Annotated in this window: 25 protein-coding genes; 7 read left to right on the plus strand and 18 right to left on the minus strand. The window is 44.6% G+C overall.

The window, feature by feature from the left end; all coding sequences use genetic code 11:
• Positions 1–43: 43 nt before the first annotated feature.
• Together rho and trxA are read right to left on the minus strand one after the other, a co-directional pair.
• Entirely contained in the window at positions 44–1,303 is a 1,260-nt protein-coding gene (gene rho / locus JX580_RS00185; RefSeq protein ID WP_248850793.1) for a transcription termination factor Rho, read from the minus strand.
• A gap of 120 nt (positions 1,304–1,423) precedes the next feature.
• Positions 1,424–1,750 (minus strand): thioredoxin TrxA, encoded by a 327-nt coding sequence (gene trxA / locus JX580_RS00190; protein WP_248850794.1) that lies wholly within the window; start codon positions 1,748–1,750, stop codon positions 1,424–1,426.
• 316 nt (positions 1,751–2,066) lie between these two features.
• Between trxA and uvrD the strand changes: the two genes are divergently transcribed.
• Positions 2,067–4,262, plus strand: coding sequence for a DNA helicase II (gene uvrD / locus JX580_RS00195; protein WP_248850795.1), 2,196 nt, complete (start codon positions 2,067–2,069; stop codon positions 4,260–4,262).
• A gap of 29 nt (positions 4,263–4,291) precedes the next feature.
• On the opposite strand, the gene JX580_RS00200 is transcribed toward uvrD, so the two are convergent.
• The 5 genes from JX580_RS00200 to rpoZ are packed head-to-tail and all read right to left on the minus strand — an operon-like array spanning position 4,292 to position 9,687.
• Positions 4,292–4,795: a chorismate--pyruvate lyase family protein gene (locus JX580_RS00200; protein ID WP_248850796.1), complete on the minus strand. Its 504-nt coding sequence runs from the start codon at positions 4,793–4,795 to the stop codon at positions 4,292–4,294.
• Positions 4,788–6,857, minus strand: coding sequence for an ATP-dependent DNA helicase RecG (recG, locus tag JX580_RS00205; RefSeq protein WP_248850797.1), 2,070 nt, complete (start codon positions 6,855–6,857; stop codon positions 4,788–4,790). The genes JX580_RS00200 and recG overlap by 8 nt, the downstream gene beginning before the upstream one ends.
• A 21-nt stretch (positions 6,858–6,878) precedes the next feature.
• A complete protein-coding gene (locus tag JX580_RS00210; RefSeq protein WP_248850798.1) occupies positions 6,879–7,265 on the minus strand; it encodes a RidA family protein in 387 nt (128 codons plus the stop codon).
• A 16-nt stretch (positions 7,266–7,281) separates the two neighbouring features.
• Positions 7,282–9,438, minus strand: a complete 2,157-nt coding sequence (locus JX580_RS00215) for a RelA/SpoT family protein (protein ID WP_248850799.1) — start codon at positions 9,436–9,438, stop codon at positions 7,282–7,284.
• A 24-nt stretch (positions 9,439–9,462) separates the two neighbouring features.
• A complete protein-coding gene (gene rpoZ, locus JX580_RS00220) occupies positions 9,463–9,687 on the minus strand; it encodes a DNA-directed RNA polymerase subunit omega (protein WP_248850800.1) in 225 nt (74 codons plus the stop codon).
• A gap of 136 nt (positions 9,688–9,823) precedes the next feature.
• Between rpoZ and JX580_RS00225 the strand changes: the two genes are divergently transcribed.
• The 5 genes from JX580_RS00225 to JX580_RS00245 all read left to right on the plus strand — a co-directional run bounded on the left by JX580_RS00225 (position 9,824) and on the right by JX580_RS00245 (position 13,890).
• A complete protein-coding gene (locus JX580_RS00225; protein ID WP_248850801.1) occupies positions 9,824–10,639 on the plus strand; it encodes a mechanosensitive ion channel family protein in 816 nt (271 codons plus the stop codon).
• Between the two features lie 81 nt (positions 10,640–10,720).
• On the plus strand, positions 10,721–11,254 hold the full coding sequence (locus tag JX580_RS00230; RefSeq protein WP_248850802.1) for a gamma carbonic anhydrase family protein: 534 nt from the start codon (positions 10,721–10,723) through the stop codon (positions 11,252–11,254).
• A complete protein-coding gene (gene mutY / locus JX580_RS00235; protein WP_248850803.1) occupies positions 11,229–12,308 on the plus strand; it encodes an A/G-specific adenine glycosylase in 1,080 nt (359 codons plus the stop codon). The genes JX580_RS00230 and mutY overlap by 26 nt, the downstream gene beginning before the upstream one ends.
• A gap of 51 nt (positions 12,309–12,359) precedes the next feature.
• On the plus strand, positions 12,360–12,629 hold the full coding sequence (locus tag JX580_RS00240; protein WP_248850804.1) for an oxidative damage protection protein: 270 nt from the start codon (positions 12,360–12,362) through the stop codon (positions 12,627–12,629).
• A gap of 55 nt (positions 12,630–12,684) precedes the next feature.
• Positions 12,685–13,890, plus strand: a complete 1,206-nt coding sequence (locus JX580_RS00245; protein ID WP_248850805.1) for an EAL and HDOD domain-containing protein — start codon at positions 12,685–12,687, stop codon at positions 13,888–13,890.
• A gap of 9 nt (positions 13,891–13,899) precedes the next feature.
• Here JX580_RS00245 and JX580_RS00250 read toward each other — a convergent pair whose 3' ends face one another.
• The 9 genes from JX580_RS00250 to dauA form a co-directional block, all read right to left on the minus strand.
• Positions 13,900–14,529, minus strand: a complete 630-nt coding sequence (locus JX580_RS00250; protein WP_248850806.1) for a hypothetical protein — start codon at positions 14,527–14,529, stop codon at positions 13,900–13,902.
• On the minus strand, positions 14,529–15,131 hold the full coding sequence (locus tag JX580_RS00255) for a hypothetical protein (RefSeq protein WP_248850807.1): 603 nt from the start codon (positions 15,129–15,131) through the stop codon (positions 14,529–14,531). Before JX580_RS00255 ends, JX580_RS00250 begins: the two co-directional genes overlap by 1 nt.
• Before the next feature lie 27 nt (positions 15,132–15,158).
• Positions 15,159–15,506, minus strand: coding sequence for an Hpt domain-containing protein (locus tag JX580_RS00260; RefSeq protein ID WP_248850808.1), 348 nt, complete (start codon positions 15,504–15,506; stop codon positions 15,159–15,161).
• Positions 15,503–17,584 carry a two-component system response regulator gene (locus JX580_RS00265; protein WP_248850809.1) on the minus strand — a complete coding sequence of 694 codons (2,082 nt, stop codon included), beginning with the start codon at positions 17,582–17,584 and terminating at the stop codon, positions 15,503–15,505. Before JX580_RS00265 ends, JX580_RS00260 begins: the two co-directional genes overlap by 4 nt.
• Before the next feature lie 72 nt (positions 17,585–17,656).
• Positions 17,657–18,607, minus strand: coding sequence for a prolyl aminopeptidase (pip, locus tag JX580_RS00270; RefSeq protein WP_248850810.1), 951 nt, complete (start codon positions 18,605–18,607; stop codon positions 17,657–17,659).
• A gap of 11 nt (positions 18,608–18,618) precedes the next feature.
• A complete protein-coding gene (typA, locus tag JX580_RS00275) occupies positions 18,619–20,442 on the minus strand; it encodes a translational GTPase TypA (protein WP_248850811.1) in 1,824 nt (607 codons plus the stop codon).
• A 152-nt stretch (positions 20,443–20,594) separates the two neighbouring features.
• Positions 20,595–21,038 (minus strand): DUF6691 family protein, encoded by a 444-nt coding sequence (locus tag JX580_RS00280; protein ID WP_248850812.1) that lies wholly within the window; start codon positions 21,036–21,038, stop codon positions 20,595–20,597.
• A 3-nt stretch (positions 21,039–21,041) separates the two neighbouring features.
• Positions 21,042–21,530, minus strand: coding sequence for a YeeE/YedE family protein (locus JX580_RS00285; protein WP_248850813.1), 489 nt, complete (start codon positions 21,528–21,530; stop codon positions 21,042–21,044).
• Positions 21,531–21,622: 92 nt separating this feature from the next.
• Positions 21,623–23,356, minus strand: coding sequence for a C4-dicarboxylic acid transporter DauA (gene dauA, locus JX580_RS00290; RefSeq protein ID WP_248850814.1), 1,734 nt, complete (start codon positions 23,354–23,356; stop codon positions 21,623–21,625).
• Positions 23,357–23,449: 93 nt separating this feature from the next.
• Between dauA and JX580_RS00295 the strand changes: the two genes are divergently transcribed.
• Positions 23,450–23,629, plus strand: coding sequence for a hypothetical protein (locus JX580_RS00295; protein WP_248850815.1), 180 nt, complete (start codon positions 23,450–23,452; stop codon positions 23,627–23,629).
• Positions 23,630–23,635: 6 nt separating this feature from the next.
• Here JX580_RS00295 and JX580_RS00300 read toward each other — a convergent pair whose 3' ends face one another.
• Positions 23,636–23,947, minus strand: a complete 312-nt coding sequence (locus JX580_RS00300; RefSeq protein WP_248850816.1) for a type II toxin-antitoxin system RelE/ParE family toxin — start codon at positions 23,945–23,947, stop codon at positions 23,636–23,638.
• Positions 23,947–24,189, minus strand: a complete 243-nt coding sequence (locus JX580_RS00305) for a hypothetical protein (RefSeq protein WP_248850817.1) — start codon at positions 24,187–24,189, stop codon at positions 23,947–23,949. Before JX580_RS00305 ends, JX580_RS00300 begins: the two co-directional genes overlap by 1 nt.
• Positions 24,190–24,243 lie beyond the last annotated feature (54 nt).

Genomic DNA, 24,243 nt, shown 5'->3' on the forward strand with positions numbered 1-24,243 from the left:
CCTTGTTTGTTTTTTATTTAAAAAAGTTTTGAAAAACAGCTTGTTATCTTTTCATTGATTGGAATAAAGCCGCATTGGTTTTGCTGACTTTCATCTGGTCAATCAAGGTTTCGATTGCTTCGATTTCATTCATGGTATGAAGGAAACGACGCAGAATCCAAATATTCTGTAATTCTTCTTGCGTGGTAAGCAGCTCTTCTTTACGGGTACCTGATTTATTCAAGTTAATCGCAGGGAAGGTACGTTTTTCCGCAATATTACGAGAAAGATGGAGTTCCATGTTGCCTGTGCCTTTGAATTCTTCAAAGATCACTTCGTCCATTTTCGAGCCGGTATCAACCAGTGCAGTGGCGATAATGGTGAGTGAGCCGCCTTCTTCAATATTACGCGCGGCACCAAAAAAACGTTTTGGACGATGTAATGCGTTGGCATCAACACCGCCGGTAAGGATTTTCCCGGATGCCGGCACAACGGTGTTATAGGCACGCGCTAAACGGGTAATCGAATCGAGAAGAATCACGACATCAGTTTTGTGCTCCACCAAGCGCTTGGCTTTTTCAATCACCATTTCGGCAACCTGAACATGGCGGGTTGCAGGTTCGTCAAAGGTTGAGGCAATCACTTCGCCTTTAACCGTGCGCTGCATTTCGGTGACTTCTTCCGGACGTTCATCAATCAGTAAGACGATGAGGTAGCATTCGGGATAGTTTTCAGCAATCGACTGAGCCAAGCTTTGCATAATCACGGTTTTACCGGATTTAGGCGGGGCAACAATTAACCCACGTTGACCTTTACCAATCGGGGCGGCTAGGTCGATAATGCGTGGTGTAATATCTTCGGTGCTACCATTGCCGATTTCCATGCGCATACGGGTGTCAGCATGCAGCGGAGTTAAGTTTTCAAATGCAATTTTACGTCTAGCTACTTCAGGATCCTCAAAGTTAATCTTGTTAACCTTGAGGAGTGCAAAATAGCGCTCGCCGTCCTTAGGTGGACGAATTTTGCCTTCTACCGTATCACCGGTACGCAAACCAAAGCGGCGGATTTGGCTAGGTGAAACATAAAGGTCGTCCGGGCCGGCCAAATAGGAACCATCGCCAGAACGAAGGAAGCCAAAGCCGTCAGGAAGGATTTCTAATACGCCTTCACCAAAAATATCTTCACCCTTTTGGGCGTGACCTTTTAGGATGGCAAAAATAATGTCTTGCTTGCGTTGGCGAGCAAGATTGCTATCAAGCTCCATTTCAGTTGCAAGGTCTAGTAATGAAGCGGCGGATAATTTTTTTAAGTCTGTTAAATTCATATTGGTTTTGTATTCGTTTGAAAAAATAAATTAGAAAGCCAGAAGGCGGATTAGAAATTTTGGAAGTGAATTAGGACGTTAAAACAAAGTACACCGATAAAAATCGGTGTACTAAAGAACTTATAGATTGTTGTCTAGGAAACCACATAACTGTGATTTTGACAAGGCACCCACTTGGGTTGCATCAACTTGACCGTTCTTGAACAGCATTAATGTAGGGATACCACGAACACCATATTGTGGAGGTGTTGAAGGGTTTTCATCAATGTTTAGTTTAACGACTTTTACTTTGCCAGCATATTCAGAAGCTACATCATCAAGGATTGGCGCAATCATTTTACAAGGACCACACCATTCAGCCCAAAAGTCGACTAAAACTGGTAAATCTGAACTTAAAACTTCGGTTTCAAAATTAGCGTCAGAGGTAGAAATAATTTTGTCACTCATTGGTAACTCCTTAATTTTTTATTATCTTAAATACGAAAGCCTTTCAAATGAATCCGTGTGTGAAGGTCTAACGTATGGAATGTGTTTAATCCGAAGGGGAATAGCAAATCTCAATTTTATGGTTATGAGCTGTATTTTTTAAAAGCAGCCCATCCAATTTCACCCATTAAAGTACATTCTGTCAATTATTACACTAACAGACTGGTTTATGCAAGATAGAATAGGGAGTTTTTTTAAAAACTTGCCATATTTTTGGATTTTTTCCCTATTTAGCGTAGCATACGCCTCATAAATCAGAATAGCAAAAGAATCAAACATGGATATTACGTTTATATTAAATGATTTAAATGATGCCCAGCGTGAGGCGGTGACATTGGAAGAGCGCCATGCGTTAATTTTAGCCGGGGCCGGCAGTGGTAAAACACGGGTTCTGGTGCACCGAATTGCTTGGTTGACCGAAGTCGTGAAGCTGTCGCCGTTTAATATTTTAGCCGTCACCTTCACTAATAAGGCCGCGCGTGAAATGCGTGGGCGGATGGAGCAGTTGATAGGTCAGCAGGCGCAGGGCGTGACGATGGGCACCTTTCATGGCATTGCGTATCGCTTGTTACGCCAGCATTACGAAGCGGCCGGTTTGCCGCAAGCCTTTCAGATTTTAGATTCCGATGATCAAAAACGATTGGTTAAGCGCTTGTTAAAAGCGCTGGAGTTGGACGAAACCCAGTGGCCGGTTAAACAGGTGCAGGCGTATATTAACGGTGAAAAAGAAGAGGGTCGCCGCCCGCATCATATTGATGCAGGACATAATCCTTATGTCAAAAAAATGCTGCAGATTTATCAAGCTTATGAGCAGCAATGTCAGAAAGCAGGCCTGGTGGATTTCGCTGAGTTATTGCTTCGAGCGCATGAACTTTGGCTAAAACGCCCGGAAATTCTAAGTTTTTATCAAAACCGTTATCGCCATATTTTGGTCGATGAGTTTCAGGATACCAATAGCCTGCAGTATGCTTGGTTGCGGGTATTGGCGGGCGGAACCGGCAAGTTGTTTGTGGTCGGCGATGACGATCAATCCATTTATGGCTGGCGCGGCGCGAAAATAGAAAATATCCGCTTGTTTGAACAGCAGTTTAGCGATGTGAAATTGGTGCGTTTGGAGCAAAATTATCGCTCGACCAGCACGATTTTAAAAGCCGCCAACCAATTGATAGCGTTTAACTCGGAGCGAATGGGTAAAGAGTTATGGAGTGCCGGTGAAGCCGGTGAGCCGATTTCAGTGTATGAGGCGTTTAATGAGTTTGATGAAGCCAATTATGTGATTACCCAATTGCAACGCTGGGTTGAGCAGGGTGGCGAGCGCAAGCAGGTTGCGATTTTGTATCGTTCAAATGCCCAATCGCGGGTGTTTGAGCAGGCGTTGATTCAAGCTGAGGTGCCCTATCGGATTTATGGCGGGTTGCGCTTTTATGATCGCGCGGAGATTAAAGATGTGTTGGCTTATTTGCGCTTAATCGTTAATCGTGACGATGATGCATCGTTTGAGCGGGTGTTTAATTTACCGACGCGCGGTATTGGCGAAAAAACCATGCAACAGGTGCGTGACCTTGCGCGGGATTTGGGCTTGTCTTTGTGGCAAGCGGCGAAAACCCAATTAGAATCCGGGATGACCGCGCGGGCAAAAGGTGCGTTGGCTGGGTTTATCGAGTTAATTGATGCGCTTGACCAGGCCTGCTTGGGTAAGCCTTTGCAAGATCAGGTGATGCTGGTGATTGCGCGTTCCGGTTTGCAAACCCATTTTGAAAAAGACAAGTCAGAGCAAGGCCAATCTCGCTTAGAAAACTTGGATGAACTTATTAACGCGGCGGCGGGTTTTGATAAAAAACCGAAATCCGATACCGATAATGAACTGGAAATGGCGAACGAAGATAATCCGCTATTAGCGTTTCTAGCCCAGGCGACCTTAGAGGCAGGTGAAAACCAAGCGGATGCATGGGAATCCGCTGTGCAGTTGATGACTTTGCACGCGGCGAAGGGTTTGGAGTTTCCATTAGTGTTTATGGTGGGGCTGGAAGAGGGGTTGTTTCCTTCGCAAGCGTCGAATGATGACCCTTATCGCTTAGAAGAAGAACGTCGTTTGGCCTATGTCGGGATTACCCGTGCCGAGCGTAAGCTGGTGATGAGTTATGCCCAGCGCAGGCGCTTGCATGGTTCAGAAATCTATCCGGCGCCTTCGCGTTTTATCAAAGAAGTGCCTGCGGATTGTGTCGATTGGGTAAGAATGGGGGCGCAGGTGCAAACCTCACGCGACTGGGGAAATAGCGCCGCGAAAGCCTTGCAAGCCGAGCAGAACGCATCCGGCCTGCCACTCGGTCAGCGGGTTTTCCATCAAAAATTCGGTGAGGGTACCGTGGTGGCGACGGAAGGTAGCGGTGACCATATGCGTATTCAGGTTAACTTTAAGCATGCAGGTTTGAAATGGTTGGTGAAGTCCTACGCCAATTTGGAATTGCTTTAAGATTTAGTTTACTGGGCTCTAGACGTTTATCAGAAAGCGCTCAAGAAAACTTCGGTAAGCAGGAGCGGTATGCTTTGTTGTGAAAACTGGCAGCGCCTTGCAAGGTAGGCGGGTTGTTCAGGCAGCCAGTGGCTATGGCAAAAATCAAATTTTGAACGTGCTAATCCTACTTGGTTAAACAGCACTTCGCCAAGGGGTTTTTGACCTAGATGTTTGATGCGCCACCAAGGGTTATGAATCGAAAACTGGGGAATAACCGTGCGCGCATAGACAAGCGCGCGCTGATCACTGATCAGTTGAACTTGGCGAACCCAGGCACGGTGATGTAACGGTGTGTTCAGTGCTAAAGCCTCATCATAAAACATGGGTGCAAAGCCTTCGCTAACAATATTAACCCTTAGGTTTGGATGCTGTTGGCGTAATTTTTGGGTTAACGAGCCTTGATCTAATAACCAGGTCTGCTGGCTAGAATGGCGTGTTAAGCGTTGAACCATGCTGGCTGGATACCAGCGTTTTGTTTGAAAGCTAGGCATGTTTGTACTCTAGTTTTTCGCCAATCCAGCGTTGTTGCAGCAATGCAACCAGGCCTGGCGATGCCTGTTCAAGTAATTGTGTGGCATAGTCTTGTGCGGGTTCAATCCAGGCCTGGTCGCGTTGGATATCGGCAATTCTAAGTGTCATTCCTCCGGTTTGGCGGGTGCCCAGTACTTCGCCCGGCCCGCGAATGCGCAAGTCTTCCTCGGCAATGACAAAGCCATCATTGGTTTCGCGCATAATCTGCAGTCGTGCTTTGGCGGTCGCCGATAAGGGCGGCTGATAGAGCAGCACGCAGTGACTTTTTTTTGCGCCACGGCCGACTCGACCGCGCAGCTGGTGTAGTTGGGATAACCCAAGACGTTCAGCATTTTCAATAATCATTAGGCTGGCGTTAGGTACATTCACGCCGACTTCGATCACTGTGGTGGCAACCAGTAAATCCAGTTCATGCGCTTTAAATTGCTGCATAATGAGTTCTTTTTCAGCGGCTTTTAAGCGACCATGAACTAAGCCGACACGCATATCTGGCCAGAGTTGTCGAAATTCATCAAAGGTGGTTTGAGCCGCTTGTGCATCCAGCAGTTCAGACTCATCAATCAACGGACATACCCAGTAGGCTTGTACGCCTGTTTTACAAGCATGATAGAGGTGAGCCATTACTTCATGGCGTTTTTGATTACCTAGCACGGCGGTATCAACAGGCAGGCGTCCCGGGGGCAGCTCGTCGATCACCGAAATATCTAAATCACCATAGGCGGTCATCGCCAAGGTACGCGGAATCGGGGTGGCGGTCATCGTCAGTTGATGGGGAGCAAAGTTTTCAATTTCGTCGGTGTGTGCTTTTTGGTTTAACGATAAGCGTTGATGGACACCAAAACGGTGTTGTTCATCAATAATCACCAGTCCAAGCCGTTCAAAGGTAACGGCATCCTGAAACAGAGCATGGGTGCCAACAGCAATCTTAGCTTCACCGGAACTGATTTTTGCCAGCATATCGCGTTTTTCAGCCGCCTTGAGCCGACCATTGAGCCATGCCATTTCGATACCTAGTGGATCAAGCCATTCGGCGAAGTGATTGCGATGCTGCTCGGCGAGAATTTCAGTTGGTGCCATAATGGCGACTTGATAACCTGCATCAGCGGCTTGTAATGCAGCCAGTGCAGCGATAATGGTTTTGCCTGAACCCACGTCACCTTGAACGAGTCTTTGCATAGGTTGTGTCTGTTTGAGATCCGCGATAATCTCTTGCCATACTCGTTGTTGGGCTTGAGTGAGTTCAAACGGTAAACTGGCGAGCAGTGCATTTGCTGTTCGGCTGGCCGCCAGTTGCGGGGCATAGCGCTTTACCTGTTGTTGACGCATTAATTTTAAAGTCAGTTGTTGAGTAATCAACTCTTCAAACACCAACCTTGCTTGAGCCGGGTGCTCAAAACGCTTTATTTGAGCCAGGTCATCACTCGGTTGAGGCTGGTGTAGCGTAAGCAACGCCTGGTTAATATCAGGCAGTTGCCAAGTTCTTAACCAGGCCTGGTTAAGGCCTTCTTCCAAAGGATATTGTTTTAACAAGGCGATAGCTTGTTTAATCAGCTTGACCAATGTTAACTGCCCTAGGCCTTCGGTTGTCGGGTAAACCGGGGTGAGGGTATCGTCAAGCGGAGGGGGAGCACTGCTGAAAACCTTGTATTGAGGATGAACGATTTCAAAACCGTTCAGACCGCTGCGCAGCTCGCCATAGGCTCGAACCTGCTCACCGCGTTTAAATTGCCGTGCTTGACTAGCTTGGAAATGAAAAAAACGTAGCCCTACATGATGCCCTAAAGCATCTTCCAATTCTACCAGTAGTGTGGGTCGTCGGCCTTGGGTAAGACGCTGTTGTCTAATCGTGGCTTCAATCAGAACTTCTTGGCCAATAATCGCTTGATCCAGCGGGGTGATTTTGGTTTTGTCTTGATAGCGATGGGGCAGGTGAAATAAAAGGTCTTGAACCTTGTTTAAGCCAAGTTTGGCGAGTTTTTCCGCTTGTTTGTCACCGACCCCTTTGAGGCCGGTCACCTGCATTTGCGCGAGCATCGCGTTGATTTAGTAGCTGGAAACGACCATTACGCCGTCCATTTCCACATCGGTGTCTTTGGGCAGCTGCTTGACAGCCACAGCGGCACGCGCAGGATAGGGTTGTTGAAAGTACTGTGCCATGATTTCATTAACGGTAGCAAAGTGGCTCATATCCGTTAAGAAAATATTCAGTTTAGCTATATCTTGCAAGCTGCCGCCCGCCGCTTCACAGACTGCACTCAGGTTTTTAAACACTTGATGAATACGGTTGGCAATCTCACCCTCTGCCAATTGCATGGTTTCAGGGATCAGTGCAATTTGACCAGATAAATAAACCGTATCACCCACTCGAACGGCTTGAGAGTAAGTACCAATCGCAGCAGGCGCATTAGGGGTTGAAATTATTTGACGCATAGCTTGTCCTTTAGGGTTAGTGATCGAGGTTTTCGACGCGATCGGCTTTGTCTATAATCGGAATCCTGCGTAAATGACGCAGAAGCTCATCGAGGTGATCACGGTTGCGTACCGACACCACAAAGTTCATTAAACTGTAGGTTTCATCCTTGTCTTCAGACCTTACGCGCTCGATATCGGTTTTTGTATTGGCGATTTCGGATGCGATTAGCGCCAATGCACCGCGTTGGTTTTTGGTTTCAATTTGAATCTCAACGGCAAACAACTCTTCGCTATTAGGATCCCAATCGACATCCAGCCATTTTTCGGGTTGATTTTGGTAGTGCTTGACGTTTTTGCATTCACGGCGATGTATTACCAAGCCCTTGCCACTGGAAATAAAACCAATGATGTCATCACCCGGAATCGGGTGGCAGCAGTTAGCATAGTTAACCACCAAGCCTTCTGTACCTGAGATAGCCAAGGGCTGATGTTGACCGTTGGCATCCGAAATATTTGGAATATGATCGTCTTTGCCAAGCAGCGCATCATGAATTTGTTTTGCTACCAGGCCTGCCATACGTTGACCTAAACCAATTTCTTCGAGCAGCTGATTCCAATCCTTGAGTTTTAGTTCATTAACTAAACGCGCAATTAATTCATCACTCAGGCCGGAATAAGCCATGTTATGAACGCGCATCGCTTTGGTAAGTAAGCGCTGACCTAAATCCGTTGCCGAACGTGAATGTTGGTTTTTCAAAAAGTGGCGGATTTGCGAACGTGCCTTAGCGGTGGTTACAAAATTCAGCCAAGTAGGATTGGGCTGAGTTTCTTTCGATTTAATAATTTCAACGGTTTGTCCGCTCTCAAGCAGGGTGCGTAATGGCATTAGCTGGCGATCTATCCTGCAGCCGACGCAAGCATGGCCAAGATTAGTATGCACCGCATAAGCAAAGTCAACCGCAGTTGAGTTTTTAGGCAGGGTGACAATTTCGCCCTGTGGCGTGAAAATGTAGATGACATCAGGGAATAGATCGATTTTAACATTTTCAAGGAAATCTAATGAATTACCGGCACTTTGCTGGATTTCAAGAAGATTTCTTACCCACTCCTGCGCGCGTACATCGACTGCGCTAGGCTGTGTATTGGATTCGGTTTGTTTATATTGCCAATGCGCTGCGATACCGTGTTCAGACACCTCGTGCATCATTTCGCTGCGTATTTGCACTTCAATATGCACACCGTAAGGGCCAAATAATAGAGTGTGTAACGATTGATAGCCATTCGGTTTAGGGATCGCAATATAATCTTTAAACTTTCCGGGTAGAGGTTTATAAAGTGAATGAACCAATCCTAGCATTCGATAGCAATCGTCAGCATTTTCTACGATCACCCTAAAGGCGAAAATATCCAGTACCTCTTCAAAAGAAAGCTTTTTCTTTTTCATTTTTTTGTAAAGGCTGTAGAGGTGCTTTTCACGGCCGACGACCTGAGACTTAAAGCCTTCTTGGTGGATGCGAGTTTGAATCGCATCGCTAATTTGTTCAATAATTTCTTTACGATTACCACGCGCTTTTTTAACCGCAAATTCAAGGGTTGCATAGCGTTTAGGGTAAAGGGCTTTAAAACCGAGATCTTCAAGTTCAATCCGTATCGCATTAATGCCTAATCGCGCGGCTATAGGCGCATAGATGTCGAGCGTTTCATGTGCAATACGTCGTTGTTTTTCGGGTCGCATTACCCCTAGCGTACGCATATTGTGGAGGCGATCGGCCAGTTTGATTAGGATGACGCGAATATCACGAGACATCGCCAGCATCATTTTACGAAAGCTTTCTGCTTGAGCTTCTTGCGGTGTGTCGAAAGCAATTTTACCTAGCTTGGTTACGCCGTCGATAATTTCGGCAACCGACTCACCAAAGCGATCAATGATATCCTGTTTAGTGTAGGGGGTGTCTTCAATCACGTCATGCAAGATGGCCGCAATTAAACTTTCATGATCCAGCTGAATTTCAGCCAAGATTTCAGCCACCGCAACCGGATGCCAGATGTAAGCTCCGCCAGCTTTGCGGGTTTGCCCAGCGTGCGCGAGAGCACCAAATTCAAAAGCAGCCACAATCTGGCTGACCAGCTCGGGTGCAAGATAGGCATTGGCCTTTTCTAATAATCCGTCTAACGAATTAGGGGTGCTCATAACGCGATCGCTTTAATGCAGAAATTAGCGGAAAAAAGGAGGGGTATCAGGATCAGCTAGGATCACTTCTGGAGTAATATTTTGTTCTGCCAGCTCACGCAACGCGACCACGGTTGGTTTGTCGTTTTCCCATGCGAGCGTAGGTTCTGAACCATTGCCTAATTGACGCGCACGTTTAGCGGCAACTAAAACTAATTCAAAACGATTCTCAACATGGTGTAAACAATCTTCTACTGTAACTCTTGCCATGGGCAATTCCTTATAAATTTTAGATAAAAAATAAACTTTTAACCTATACTATTCTACAGTAATAATCGGCTTAGTTACAGTCAAGCCTGGTATTACATCGCTTTTAATTTCAATGAATCAGAAGAGGGTTCGGGTTATGGAGTTTGAGAATATACTAAACCAATATGTTATTCCTTTCGGAATACAGTTATTGGTGGCGATCGTTGCTTTTTATATCGGGAATAAGTTAATTGGTTTAGCTCTAAACTTACTAGACAAAATTTTGGTTAAGTTTGAGGTGCAACCGATTCTAGTTAGTTTTTCAAAATCGGTAGCAAAGGGATTGCTTTATGTGATCCTAACGATTGCTATTTTAAGTTACCTTGGTTTTGATACCACCTCGGTGGTAGCCATTTTAGCGGCAGCCAGTTTGGCGATTGGTTTGGCACTAAAAGATTCACTTAATAATTTTGCTTCAGGCGTGATGTTGATTTTAACTAAACCGTTTAAAGTGGGGGACTTTGTTGAAGTCGGAGGTCAAATGGGCGTGGTAGAAGGGCTTCAACTCTTTAGCACTGCAATGAGAACCGGCGATAACCGCCAGGTGATTATTCCTAATGGGCAGATCTATAATTCTGCGATGATTAATTACTCGGCAAAGCCCACCCGCAGAATAGATCTTGTTTTTGGTATCAGCTATGACAGTGATCTGAGAAAGGCGAAAACGATTTTGCAAGATCTAATCCAGCAAGAAACACGCGCATTGACTGATCCAGAACCTTTGGTTGTTGTATCTGAGCTTGCAGATAGCAGTGTTAACTTTACGGTGCGTATTTGGGTTGATTCGGCAGATTATTGGGCGGTTAGATTCGATTACATTGAAAAAGTTAAACTGACGTTTGATGAAAATGACATTGTGATTCCTTATCCGCAAATGGATGTGCATGTACAAGGTATGCCCACTGCCGCTTAAAATAATGTAAGTTTAAAAGCCTGAGAGGTATTAGCCTTCTCAGGCTTTTTTATTAACCTAGTTTAATCAAGAGGGTGAATAATGGCGATTAGAAAATATAAGGGTATCTTGCCTCAAATGGCAGATAGTGCCTGGGTCGATACCAGTGCACAGGTGATTGGAAAGTGTGAGTTAGCTGAAGATGTGGGTATTTGGCCTTGTGCCGTGTTGCGTGGTGATGTCAATGATATCAAGATTGGCGCGCGTTCAAATATTCAAGATGGTGCGGTGGTGCATACTACCCATGAATCTGAAAGGTCAAAAGGCTCTAAAACGCTTGTTGGTGAAGATGTCACCATTGGCCATAATGCGGTTTTACATGGCTGTATTATCGAAGACGAGTGTTTGATTGGTATGGGGGCGGTGATATTGGACAATGCCCATATTAAAAAACAGGTATTGGTCGGGGCTAATAGCCTGGTTCCTCCCGGAAAGGTTTTGGAAAGTGGTTATTTGTATGTGGGTTCCCCGGTTAAGCAAATGCGAGCCTTAACCGACCAAGAGAAAGCCTTTTTTAAATATTCTGCGGCACACTACGTTAAGCTGAAAAATGAGTTCGCTGCTGAAGATGAATAACCAGCTTGGGGTGAATGTAGATTTTGCCGGTCAATTATTAAATTGGTTTGATCAATATGGCCGCCATGATTTACCCTGGCAACACCCAAGAAGCCCATATCAAGTTTGGGTATCAGAGATCATGTTGCAACAAACCCAAGTGCAAACGGTTATTCCCTATTTCGAACGCTTTATGCGGGCTTTCCCAAGCGTGACGAAATTAGCGCGTGCTGAACAATCCGACGTTTTAGCCCACTGGGCCGGTTTGGGCTATTATGCCAGGGGACGAAATCTTCATCGTGCGGCACAAATTATTCAACAGCAGTATGCGGGTGTTTTTCCTGATGATCTAGAGCGAGTTCAAGCTTTGCCAGGAATAGGCCGCTCAACGGCTGCGGCCATTTTATCTCAAGCTTTTGATCAACCCCATGCCATTCTAGATGGCAATGTAAAGCGCGTGTTAACGCGTTTTTATGGGATCGAAGGTTGGCCAGGTACTAAGTCGATAGAAACCCTACTTTGGCAAAAAGCGGAAGCTTTATTACCTGGATCGCGCTTTGCGGACTATACTCAAGCTATCATGGACTTGGGGGCAACCCTCTGTAAACGAACCAGGCCTGCTTGTGAGCTTTGTCCTGTACATGCCCAGTGTCAAGCCGCATTGAATTCGATGGTTGAACGAATTCCAACGCCTAAGCCGAAAAAAAACCTACCCAGCAAACAGCTTTGGTTTTTGATTATGTTTAATGAATCAGGTCAAGTGGCTTTTTACAAGCGACCGGAGCAAGGGATCTGGGGTGGTTTGTATAGCCTGCCGGAATTTAGCGATAAAAATCAGTTGATGCTGGCTGGGGTCGAATTGAATTCTTTGCTAGAATGGGAAGAGATAACACATTGTTTTAGCCATTATCGCTTGACCCTTTGGCCCGTTGTGGCTAAAAAAGTCCTAGGGGTCAATGAAGCAAACGATGACCTAATATGGATGTTGCCAGCGCAGGCTTTAGCCTTAGGTTTACCTGCGCCTATAAAGAAAATAATTAAAAAACTAGGCGCCTGTCGGACTAAAGGCCAATAGGTTCCATTAGCTACATAAAAACGACTTAACCTAACACTCAGGAGAAGAAGGATGTCAAGAAAAGTACAGTGCGTAAAGATTAAAGAAGAACTAGACGGTTTAGAGTTTGCGCCTTTTCCAGGTGAGCTGGGGAAAAAGGTATACGATAACGTCTCCAAAGAAGCTTGGAAGCAGTGGTTAGCGCAGCAAACGATATTGATTAATGAGTATCGCTTGTCAAGTTTAGACCCTAAAGCACGCAGTTTTTTGCAGGAAGAAATGCAAAAGTTTTTGTTTGGTGATGAAGAAATTCAGATGCCTGAAGCTTTTACGCCAACCTAACCTCCCATAGAATGACTTACGCTTATATTCTCTGTTTAAATGTAGAGCAACCAAGATGCCAAATTTGATTGATGTGTTTGTTGGCCGCCAGCCGGTATTTGATAAAGAGCTTAAAACCTTTGCCTATGAGTTATTGTTCCGCGCGAATCGTGAGGATAATCATGCCGTTATTGTTGGGGGGGATAGTGCTTCTGCACAGGTGATGATTCACGCTTTTGGTGATATCGGAATTAAGGATATTGCAGGCGAACATAAAGTTTTTATTAACTTTACTGAAGGACTGTTGTTGCGAGAGTATCAGCCTTTTTTTCCCAAGAGCAAGGTGGTTATCGAAATACTTGAAACAGTCAGGGTTACACCAAGTTTGCTGAGCGCGGTTAAGAAGCTGCGTGAAAGTGGTTATGTGATTGCATTAGATGATTATGTGTTCAATTCGCAACTTGAATGTCTGGAGCCTTTAGCAGATATTATCAAAGTCGATATTCTCAGGGTGGGGCCGCGTCAGTTAATTGAGCATGTTAAACGACTTAAAGAGCAGGGTGCTAAGTTATTAGCTGAAAAAGTTGAAACTCAGGCTCATTTCGAGTTTTGTAAGAAAATTGGTTTTGACTACTTCCAAGGATATTTTTTTGCTAAACCCGTGATTATCCAAGGGCAACGTTTACCCACGAATAAGGTGAGTGTTTTAGAGTTATTGGCTAGTGTTTATGATCCTGATGTCGATATGCAAAAATTGAGCGATATCATTTCGCGCGATGTGTCTTTGAGTCAAAAACTGTTAAAGTTTTTGGCTCAAAACTTAGAAGGTAATCATAAGATCAGTTCGATTCATGATGCAGTGGTACGTTTTGGTTTAAATAGACTTAAAAGTTGGGCGAGCATGCTGGTGTTATCAGGGGTGGATGATAAGCCGGAAGAACTTTTTCAAACCTCTTTAACGCGTGCCAAGTATTGTGAACTGGTGGCTGAAAAGCTAGCAATTAGACCTAAAGAACTTTATTTTACAGTCGGGTTGTTTTCTGCTTTTGATGCGCTAATGGATCAGGATTTAGAGGTTTTGCTGGCTAAATTAAATCTTGATGAGGTAATTTTTGAAGCCTTAATGACAGGTAAAAACATGCCGGGTATTATTTTACAATCTGTTAAAGGCTTAGAAAGAGGTGAGACCGATTTTACATTGCCAGGTGATTGTACGCCTGCAGATTTAAGTCACTGTTATCTACAGGCGATGCAGTTCACCCAAACGGTAGTAAACGGGTAGCTAAAATGATTAGCTTGCCGGGTGATGGGTATAGCGTAAAATGTCATTACCTTTTTCAATCAGAATGAGTTCCAAGCCCATCTGATCAAAAAATAAACTTTTAGTTAAATCTTCATTTTCCACTATTCGACTAGGCTCACCGAAACGTTTTTCAATCGCTAGGTCAGTCAAACGACGACGTGGCACCAAAGTAATCTCGCCAATCGGGTAGTTAAAAAGCGCCAGGGTATCTTCATTGTTCAACTGAACTTCTCGTGCACCTTGTTTAGAGACGGTGGTGCGAGCGCCGCGATCATAGTAGCGATCGAGTTCCGCATCAGTCATCGACAACTTAATTACCAAAGAGCCATGGATAGAGCCAATATACGCGGAATGTATATAGGCTTCAGCTGAGCGCCCGCCATCAGGCATTTGAAAGAGTTTGACTTCGATATCTCGACCGTAAAGTTCAATCAAATCTTTAAGCGTTGATTCATTCAGCGTAATACCTAAAGCCTGTAGACGGTTTTGTTCGTCATAAGCTGCATTCCAGGGCAGATGGGCAGAATTAAAGCCTTGATCCTTAGGTGCCAGCGCCATCAAACCAAAAAACAGAGCGACGGCAATAAAAATTACCCAATAAACAGGACGAATATTCATCAGTTTTTATCTTCTTCTGTGCGAGGTTGACCAGCACTTGCTTTAGCATCAAATTCACCGAGCTCGATATTTGATTGCTCGTTTCGAGGCAGGTATTTAACAATATTTTTATCTACGATTCCCTTGCTACAATCGTAAACCGAAATCCCCGTTTGCAAAAAGGTAATCAGCACGGTAAAAAACACGATCGCTCCACCAAAGAACATCGTGATGATTTGAAAAATAGGAGTAGAACTGCCATCGTCGGCAAAGTTGTTCATACTCAAACCACCAGGCATAATCCATTGCACTAGGCTGTAGATAGCAACTAGGGTTAAACCGACAATATAACTTCCGATTAATATTCTTCCGCGTCGCCATGCGAGCACCCAATGAGCCGCAACAAACCAAGTGTCGTGTTTAATCTTTTGTTGTCCACGGAAATAGATATAACTTAAAACAGCAATGGATATTAACGGAATTAAAATAAACATCACCGGGTTTCCGGTGGTTTTTAGCACGGTCAAGGATAAAAATAAATGAGTGAGCAAGATGTTTAGATTATAAATATGGTGAGGGTTTTTGGCACGCTGAGCTTCGTCTTCGGTAACTTGGTATTGCATTTGAGTTTCTCTATTTAATGGTTAGGTTTACAGTTCGGTATTTATATATTCATTTACTGCGGCAGACAGGCGGCTATAACTGGCGTTAATCTGCGTAAAAAGGGCTTCAGCTCCAGCTAACTCACCGGTTCTCCCCATATTCTCTAATTCGAAACAAAGCGCGGGTAATTCGATAGCCCCTACATTCGCGGCACTGCCTTTGAGAGTATGAGCCTGATGTCTTACTTCTGTGGCATTCTGCTGCTGAATGGCTTGATCCAGCTGTTCGATAACCTGCGGAGTAATATCATTAAAACTTTCTAAAATGGCTTTAAGATCATCCCCGATCACTTCTTTAAGCATATTGAGGTTGTCATAGTCGAGAATTTGGCTCATTGAGCAGCTCCTATCGGTTTTTTAAATTGGCTTAAATAGGCCATAAATTCATGGGCGGGCATGGGTTTGCCAAATTTGAAGCCCTGAAGTATATCGCAGTTTTTCGCTTGTAAAAATTGAATCTGGCTTTCGTCTTCTATGCCTTCAGCAATGACTTCAAGGTCGAGCGCATTCGCCATAGCAATAATGGTACGAGCAATCGACTGACCTTCTTTGGTCGTCAGATTAAGGATAAAAGAACGATCGATTTTAATCGTGTCTATTGGAAATTTGTGTAAATAAGCCAATGAGGAATAACCCGTACCAAAGTCATCAATTGAAATTGAAACGCCCATCGCTTTTAGGCTGCGCAAAACACTGATGTTGTGTTCAGCATTGCTCATCGCAAAGCTTTCGGTAATCTCTAGGTCGAGGTATTTGGGTGCGATACTGGTACTACTTAATAAGGCCTCTACATCCAAAACTAAATCGCTAAGGCTAAACTGTCTCGCTGACAGGTTTACTCCCACCCGCATATGATTAAAGCCAGCAGCATGCCAAGCTTCTAATTGCCTGATCGACTGCTCCATCACATAACGACCTATCTCAAGTATAAGCCCGGTGCTCTCAGCCAAGGGAATAAAAATAACAGGAGAAACCATCCCCAGTTCCGGATGCATCCAGCGAACCAAGGCTTCCGCACCGACAGGTTGCAAGCTATGTGCATCAACCTGGGGTTGAAAGAAAACTTGAATTTGGTTTTGTTCAAGTGCACGACGCAGGTCATTTTCCAGTAACAGTTGTTGCTTGGCTTCAGCATTCATTTCAGCACGATAAAATAAGGCTTGGTTACCGCCAGTTTGTTTCGCTTGTCCGCGCGCTATATTCGCTTTTTGTAATACGGTTTCAGCATCGAGAGCATCATCAGGGAAAATAGCAATCCCCATGCTATAGGTTAGAAAAAGCTCCTGATCCTTGACTACAAACGACTGCTTTAGGTCTTGGTAAATTCGGTGAACTAATTGATTGAGTTCATTAGTGTTTTTATAGTTTCGAATTAAGACGGCAAATTCATCACTGCCCAAACGTGCAATAAAATCACCCTCACGTGTTATACGTCGAATTCTTAGGGCTAAAGAGACCAGTAATTCATCGCCATGATTTTGTCCAAGATTGTCATTGATGGTTTTAAATCGGTCAATATCGAAAATAACTACTGCACTTAGGCATGAAGCGCATTGTTGGCAATGTTTAACCAGTTCTTCAGTAAAAAAGGTGCGGTTGGCCAGTTCGGTTAAGTTGTCGTGACGGGTTTGGTAATCAATCAAAGATTCGGCCCGGTGAAGGCGCGTGATGTCCTGAACGGAACCGACAATCCCTTGCATCACTCCATGCTCGTCATAATGCACTTCACCGAGACATTCGATATGGCTGATTAAATTGTTAGTGGATTGAACTCGAAAGCTGATTTCTATGTGGGATTGACCACGCGCGGCTTCGCTTACTGTTTGATGGAGTAGCGGCAGGTCTTGTGCTACCACATTAGATAAAAATCGCTCCATATTGATGTTGTTTTGGTGCGGAATATTGAATAGTTGAAAGGCAGAAGCAGAACCAGAAACATTATCTCTTATCGCATCCCATTCCCAGTAACCAAGTTTAGCAAGTTTTTGAGCATATGAAAGTTGCGCCTTACTCCGCCGAAGGTCATCTTCAATTTGGCTAGTACGGATTGCATAACGCACACGCTGGCTAAGCAAAGACCAGTTAATCGGTTTGGTAATAAAATCGGTCGCACCAACTTCAAAAGCATGATCCACCGACTCAAGATCATCTAATGATGTAAGCATTAAGATAGGTATGGCGCGATCTTTCTCATAGTTGCGAATGGCAGTAATGGTTTCATAGCCATTCATTTCAGGCATCATGGCATCCATTAGAACCAATTGGGGGCTGTGTTTAATGAATTTATTTAAGCCAACCCTACCATTCTCAGCAAGAATAATAGAAAAACCTGACTTCTCAAGAACTTTACTGAGTGTAATGCGCGTGATAGGGTCATCTTCAACAACCAGAATATGCGTGAGCGGCTGATCCATAAATTATTCGCTTTGTTTATTTATTCCTATTCTAACTACTTCAAGCTAAAAGTTAAACAGCTTAAATAGTTATTACCAGGCCTGGTTAGAAAAACGATGGGTAGTATGAATCAGTGAGTTTAAAATTTCTGCTTCGAAAGCAGAATGTCCACTTTGTGAGCAGATGATTAATTCAGAGTGAGGCATGGCTTGGTGTAGAGCAAATGCTTGATTAATTGGACATACCATATCGTAACGACCATGAATAATAACACAGGGAATATCAGCCAACTTGTGGGCTTGTTCTAGGATCTGATTGTTTGCAAGAAAGGCATTGTGGATAAAATAGTGGCACTCTATCCGTGCCATGGCGAGTGCATGGTGTGGATGAGCAAAATGAGCCACTACATCTTGTTGTGTTTTAAGGTTTGAAGTTCGGCCTTCCCAAATTGACCAGGCCTCGGCAGCACGCATCCTCGCCACTTCATCTGCACCGGTTAAACGCGCATAATAGGCGGTTACAAGGGCATTGCGCTCATTTTCAGCAATAGGCGCAACAAAGTCTTGCCAGTAATCCGGGTAGATTTCGCTTGCCCCTTGCTGGTAAAACCAATCTATATCCTGTTGACGACAAAGGAAAATACCGCGCAAGATTAAGCTGTGTACATGCTGTGGATAACTTTGTGCGTAAACCAGTGAGAGTGTCGAGCCCCAAGAACCGCCAAACAGCAACCAACTTTCAACATCAAGCTGTTGCCTAAGCTGCTCAATATCAGCGATCAAATGAGCTGTAGTATTGTGTTGGAGTTCGGCATGAGGACGAGAGCGACCGGCACCCCGCTGATCAAATAAGGTTATTTGATAGGCTTCAGGGTCAAAGAACCGCCGATGATCAGGTGAGCATCCGCCCCCAGGCCCACCATGAACAAACAAAACGGGCTGGCCTTGTGGGTTGCCGCATTGCTCATAATAGATTTGATGCCCATCCCCTACATCAATAAAGCCTGAATGATAGGGTTCGATGTAAGGGTAGAGTGATGCCATTTTGGGTTAACCTAGTTTTTCGCTGAACGACTGTGACGCTTACGATCATTCTCGGTTAAGTGTTTTTTACGAATACGAACCGACTGTGGGGTTACCTCTACCAGTTCGTCATCATCAATAAACTCAAGCGCCTGTTCGAGTGTAAAACGAATTGGCGGTGTTAGAACAATCGCCTCGTCGGTACCTGATGCGCGCATGTTGGTCAATTGTTTGCCTTTTAGCGCGTTAACGGTTAGATCATTTTCACGGCTGTGTAGGCCAATAACCTGGCCTTCGTAAACTTCGTCGCCATGACCAATAAACAGACGGCCGCGTTCTTGCAAGTTAAACAAAGCAAAGCCAAGCGCCTTACCTGTACTCATCGCAATCAAAACACCGCGAGTACGCTCACCTACGCTGCCTTCAAATTTAGGCCCGTAATGTGAAAAACTACTGAAAATTAAACCATTACCCTGGGTTGCGGTTAAGAACTCAGTACGGTAACCAATCAAACCACGTGAAGGAATGGTGAAGTCAATGCGAACTCGGCCTTGACCATCAGGCACCATGTCGGTCATGATTGCTTTACGCATACCCAATTGCTCCATAACAGTACCTTGGTTGTCTTCTGGAACATCGACCGTTAGGGTTTCATAAGGCTCACAAGTCTCACCATCAATTTCACGGAAAATAACTTCAGGACGTGAAACACCCAGCTCAAAGCCTTCACGACGCATAGTTTCAATCAATACCGATAAGTGAAGTTCACCACGACCTGAAACACGGAATTTGTTTGCATCTTCAGTGTCTTCAACGCGTAATGCCACGTTGGTTAATAATTCTTTGTCTAAACGTTCACGGATTTGGCGTGAGGTTAACAGCTTGCCTTCTTGGCCGACAAACGGTGAAGTATTCACCTGGAATGTCATGCTAACCGTGGGTTGGTCAACCGTTAACGCAGGCAGCGCTTCAGGGTGGTTAGGGTCTGTTAAGGTGTCAGAGATATTGAGCGGATCTAAACCACTGAACGCGACGATATCACCGGCATGAGCTTCAGAAATGTTAACGCGGTCTAAGCCTTTAAAACCGAATAACTCACCAATACGTGCATTACGTTTGTTACCATCCTTGTCTAATACAGCAACCGGCATACCTACTTGCACTGCACCGCGCTTAATACGTCCGGTGCCGATAACCCCTTTATAGGTATCGTAAGCCAATGAAATACATTGCAATTGGAATGGGCCGCCTAAGTCAACATCCGGAGCCGGAACTTTTTCAACAATGGTTTCAAAAATAGGGGTCATGTCGCCAGAGCGAACGGTAGATTCACGACCTGCATAACCATTGAAACCTGAAGCAAATAAAATCGGGAAATCCATTTGCTCGTCGGTCGCACCTAAACGGTCGAACAAATCAAAGGTTTGATCTACAACCCAATCAGGACGAGCAGCATCACGATCCACCTTATTCACCACGACAATAGGCTTTAAACCTTGTTGCAATGCTTTTTGGGTTACGAAACGGGTTTGTGGCATTGGGCCTTCAACCGCATCGACTAACAGTAATACCGAATCAACCATCGATAAAATACGTTCAACTTCCCCACCAAAGTCAGCATGGCCTGGGGTATCGACGATATTAATGCGATAACCATTCCAGTCAACGGCAGTGTTTTTTGACAGGATTGTAATACCGCGTTCTTTCTCTTGGTCGTTAGAGTCCATCACGCGTTCACCTTGATCTTTACGGTCATCAAGGGTGCCAGATTGGCGAAGTAGTTTGTCAACAAGGGTTGTTTTGCCGTGGTCAACGTGAGCAATAATAGCGATATTACGAATATGATCGGTGGTCATGAAGAAAAAACCTGTAGGAACGTTCAAAAAAGAAGGAGATTATACTGGAAAAACAATCAAACTTGAAAAAAACATCATTAAATATCAATTAAATAACCTGAGCTTAACTATCAGGTTATTTAAAAAGGTTAAAGGCTAAAGTTTCGACTTCACTAGGATTTTGGATGCTCATGCTGCATATAGGTTTGCAAGATGCCATAGGCCATGGTGCCAAGCAGCAGTCCAACAAAAGTAAAAATCGCACCGATTTTGCCTTCGGCTATCATCGCAGGGATCGTTCCCGGACAAGCTGCGGTCATTCCCCAGCCGATACCAAACAATAAAGCGCCAAGAATCAGACCCTGCTGATAAGGCTTTTTAACAAAATCGACCGGCGTTTTAGTCACAACCGCTTGTACCTGAAAATGTTTGAGTGTAAACACCCCTAACATAGCCACTATTACTGCAGTTGCAATAACTTCCATTAGTTGAAAATCTTGAAATAAAAACATTTTCGCGTGGAAATCATAGGTGGTAGCCCCAGCACGGCTCATCAAAAAACCAAACAGCGCTCCCATGCCTAAGGCAATAATATTAACCTTTTTAGTCATTGTCATGGCTTAAAACCCAAATAGTAGATGTGTTGTAATTAGCGCGCTACCAAAAAACACTGCGCCCGCCAGCAAGCTGGCCGGGTTCAGCATCGCGCCTCCAACCAAAGCATGGCCGGTAGTACAGGCACCGGCTAAACGAGCACCGAAACCCAGTAGCATGCCACCAAAAATTAACCAAATCGCTTTGGCTGAATAGGTTTGGGGCAACACCGCTTCATACATACCCATGTCAAAACTAAAATGCCAAGTATCAATTGAGGTAAGCGCGGAAATTAAACCACCCAGCGGAATCCCAATTAAAAACCAAAGCTTAGAATTATTAAGGTCGGTGTATTCACCCATCCGAAAAAACTTAACACGCCGACACATCAGCCCACAAAGATTCCCGTACCCGGTAGAGCAGCCGGCAGGCTTACCCAGTAACCAAAAGTGTAGGGTAACAAATAACCCAATCGCAATTCCGGCTAGCCATCCGGACCAAACTGTAATTTCCATTTCAAATCCATAATAATTTTTGCATAGTTTGCCTTAGTTACTGTGAAAACTAAAGCTTGAGCTTTTTACTGGGATATAAATAAGGTTTATCCCTAACCAGGCCTGCTTGTTGGCTGCTCAACTGTCTGATTTTGCGGGTAGATCGCGGCCTGAGCTTCTTCTAGGCTTGAAAATAATTTAAAGTGAGTTCCAAACTTATCCAGCCCGTAGCGGGCAAGGGTGCGAAGTGGTTGGAATTGAAGCTCACTCAGATAAACATCCACGCCTTGTTTTTCTGCACTGGCCACAAAACGACGCAGTGCTGAAAGTCCTCCAGAGTCAAGAATCGTGACCGCATCCATTTGAATAATAATGCCGCGCTGGTTAGGCAGCTCCTCAATCAGTTCAGCAAAAATTCGGTCAGCTGCAGCGAAAAACAGCGGTCCCTGAATCCGGTACATAATCCAATCCGTCGGTAGCTCAATAGACCTATAACGCTTATGGTCACCAATGTTTTGCAGTTTAGTCATCTCAGCAATATCTTTAATAAATAACACCGAAGCCAACACCATGCCGGCAATGACCGCATAAACGATATCAACCAAAAGAATAAGGCTAAAACAGGCCAAATAAACCAAGAGATCACCGCGATCAGCACCGCGAATCAATGCGATAGCTCTAGGAAACGCACTCATATTCCAAGCGACGACAATCAGCAGCGCAGACATGGCTGCCAGTGGAATATATTCTAAAAAACCAGCTAAAAAATAGATTGCAAATACCACCACGACGGCATGAATCATCGACGCAACAGGACTCACCGCACCTGCACGGAAATTAGTCATCGAGCGCGCAATCGCACCGCTGGATGCAAAGCCACCAAATAGCGCAGAAGCCATGTTGCCGAGCCCCTGGCCTTGTAGCTCACTGTTTGGCGAGTGGCGTGTATTCGCTTGGTTATCAAGTACACTGGCACACAGCAACGACTCCATCGAAATTAACAGTGCAAGTGTTAAAGCAATCGGCAACAGAAACGAAATCAGTCCCCAGATTGCCGCGCTATCCATTAACGCGAGCTGTTGTATTACTTCCGGCCCCTGAAAAATCGGCAGGTGGTGCGGTATCTCGCCAAATAAACTGCCAATGGTCAAAATGTCAGCGCCTTGGTGGTTCCAGTAGAAAGCAATCAGCGTGGCAATGACCAAGCTCGGAAGATGGCCGGGAAACGAAACGTTTAGCCTTTTCCAACCGATCATAAAAACAAGAGTTCCGGCACCAATCAAGGTCGAAGGCCAGTGAATTTGGCTAACTAAAGCCTGCAACATCAAGCTAAGTCGATCTAAAAATTGACTCGGAAGATTCTCTAGCGCAAGCCCAAAAAAGAAATTGATCTGCAACAGAATAATAACGGTGGCAATCCCGGTGGTAAACCCAAGCGTAATGGTTTCAGGGATGTATTCAATCCAACGCCCAAAGCGATAATAAGCCATCAAAATCAGTAGCAGGCCTGTTAACAGTGAAACCAATGTAATGCCAAGCAAGCCATAGATCTCATTCACCGGAATAAGCAGAATCACCAGAGATGCGGTCGGCCCAGCCACACTAAAACGAGATCCGCCTAACAAGGCGGTCACAAAACCGGCCACTATCGCAGTATAAAGTCCATAAATCGGTGAAATACCAATCCCCATCGCCAAGGCCATAGAAACCGGAATCGCTAAAATGCCTACGGTCAAACCGGCAACAATATCCTTGCCAAGATGTTTGCGGTTGTAGCCCTCTTTCTGGATAAAGTCGCGCAGACCATAGCCGAGCTTTCTATTCGTTAAATGATTACGTTGCGACATGCCAATGTTATAATTATGGAAGCTGAAATGGTTCAAGGTATTTTAGTTAGGTCTATAATAACTAAGCTAAAACGAAAAAGGAGATTATAACCTATGGCAAAACGCAAAGTGCAACATAAACAACAACGTAATCTTGTGTTTATCGAGATGATGACCTTGCTGGGTGGCAAATCGGTCGGGCATAAATCGAAAAAAGATTATCGCCGACAACCGAAACATCGCCATGCGGCAGAGCAAAAAGGCTGGGATTCCCAGCCTTTTTTATTGGCGTAATTAAATTTATAGCAATGTGTGTTTATTTGATTTTGCTGATAGCCAATTTTCTCGGCTATGGCGAACGCGAACAATTAAAACATCGTTTCGTGCTTGAAGTGAATAAAGAATCACATGTTTTTTGAAAGGATAGATTCGAATGCCACCTCCAAATCTATCTGATAGCGGTGCCGTCTCAGGGAAATCACTTAAAAGCTGAAAGGCCTGGGTTAAAGCTTGATGGTAGGTTTCGGCTTGTACGAATCCAAACTTTCGTGTGCCATCAACAATCAGCTTAACGATGTCCCGCTCGGCTTTAGCTGTAAGAAAATAAGCCATTAAACATAGCCTAGTTCAGCTTTTGCTTGGTTCATTAAGTCCTGCATAGAAGCACAACCAATGCCACTGGCTAAGCCTTCATCAATTAAAGCCTGAAGCTTAGCTGTTTGTTGGTCTACAAAATCAGTTTCATCCATTTCGCGAATGGCGATATCGACCTTGGCATGAGTAAACTGTTTTTTTAAGTTGGTAATGAACTCCTCATTGAGTTCATCTAAATTGCAGTGGTAAACAGCTTGCATTTCATCACCTCTAACTCAATGTGTATTAATGACGTTTTATCATAACTAAATTGC

The sequence above is a fragment of the Thiomicrospira microaerophila genome (assembly GCF_023278225.1).
In the GTDB taxonomy this organism is placed as follows: domain Bacteria; phylum Pseudomonadota; class Gammaproteobacteria; order Thiomicrospirales; family Thiomicrospiraceae; genus Thiomicrospira; species Thiomicrospira microaerophila_A.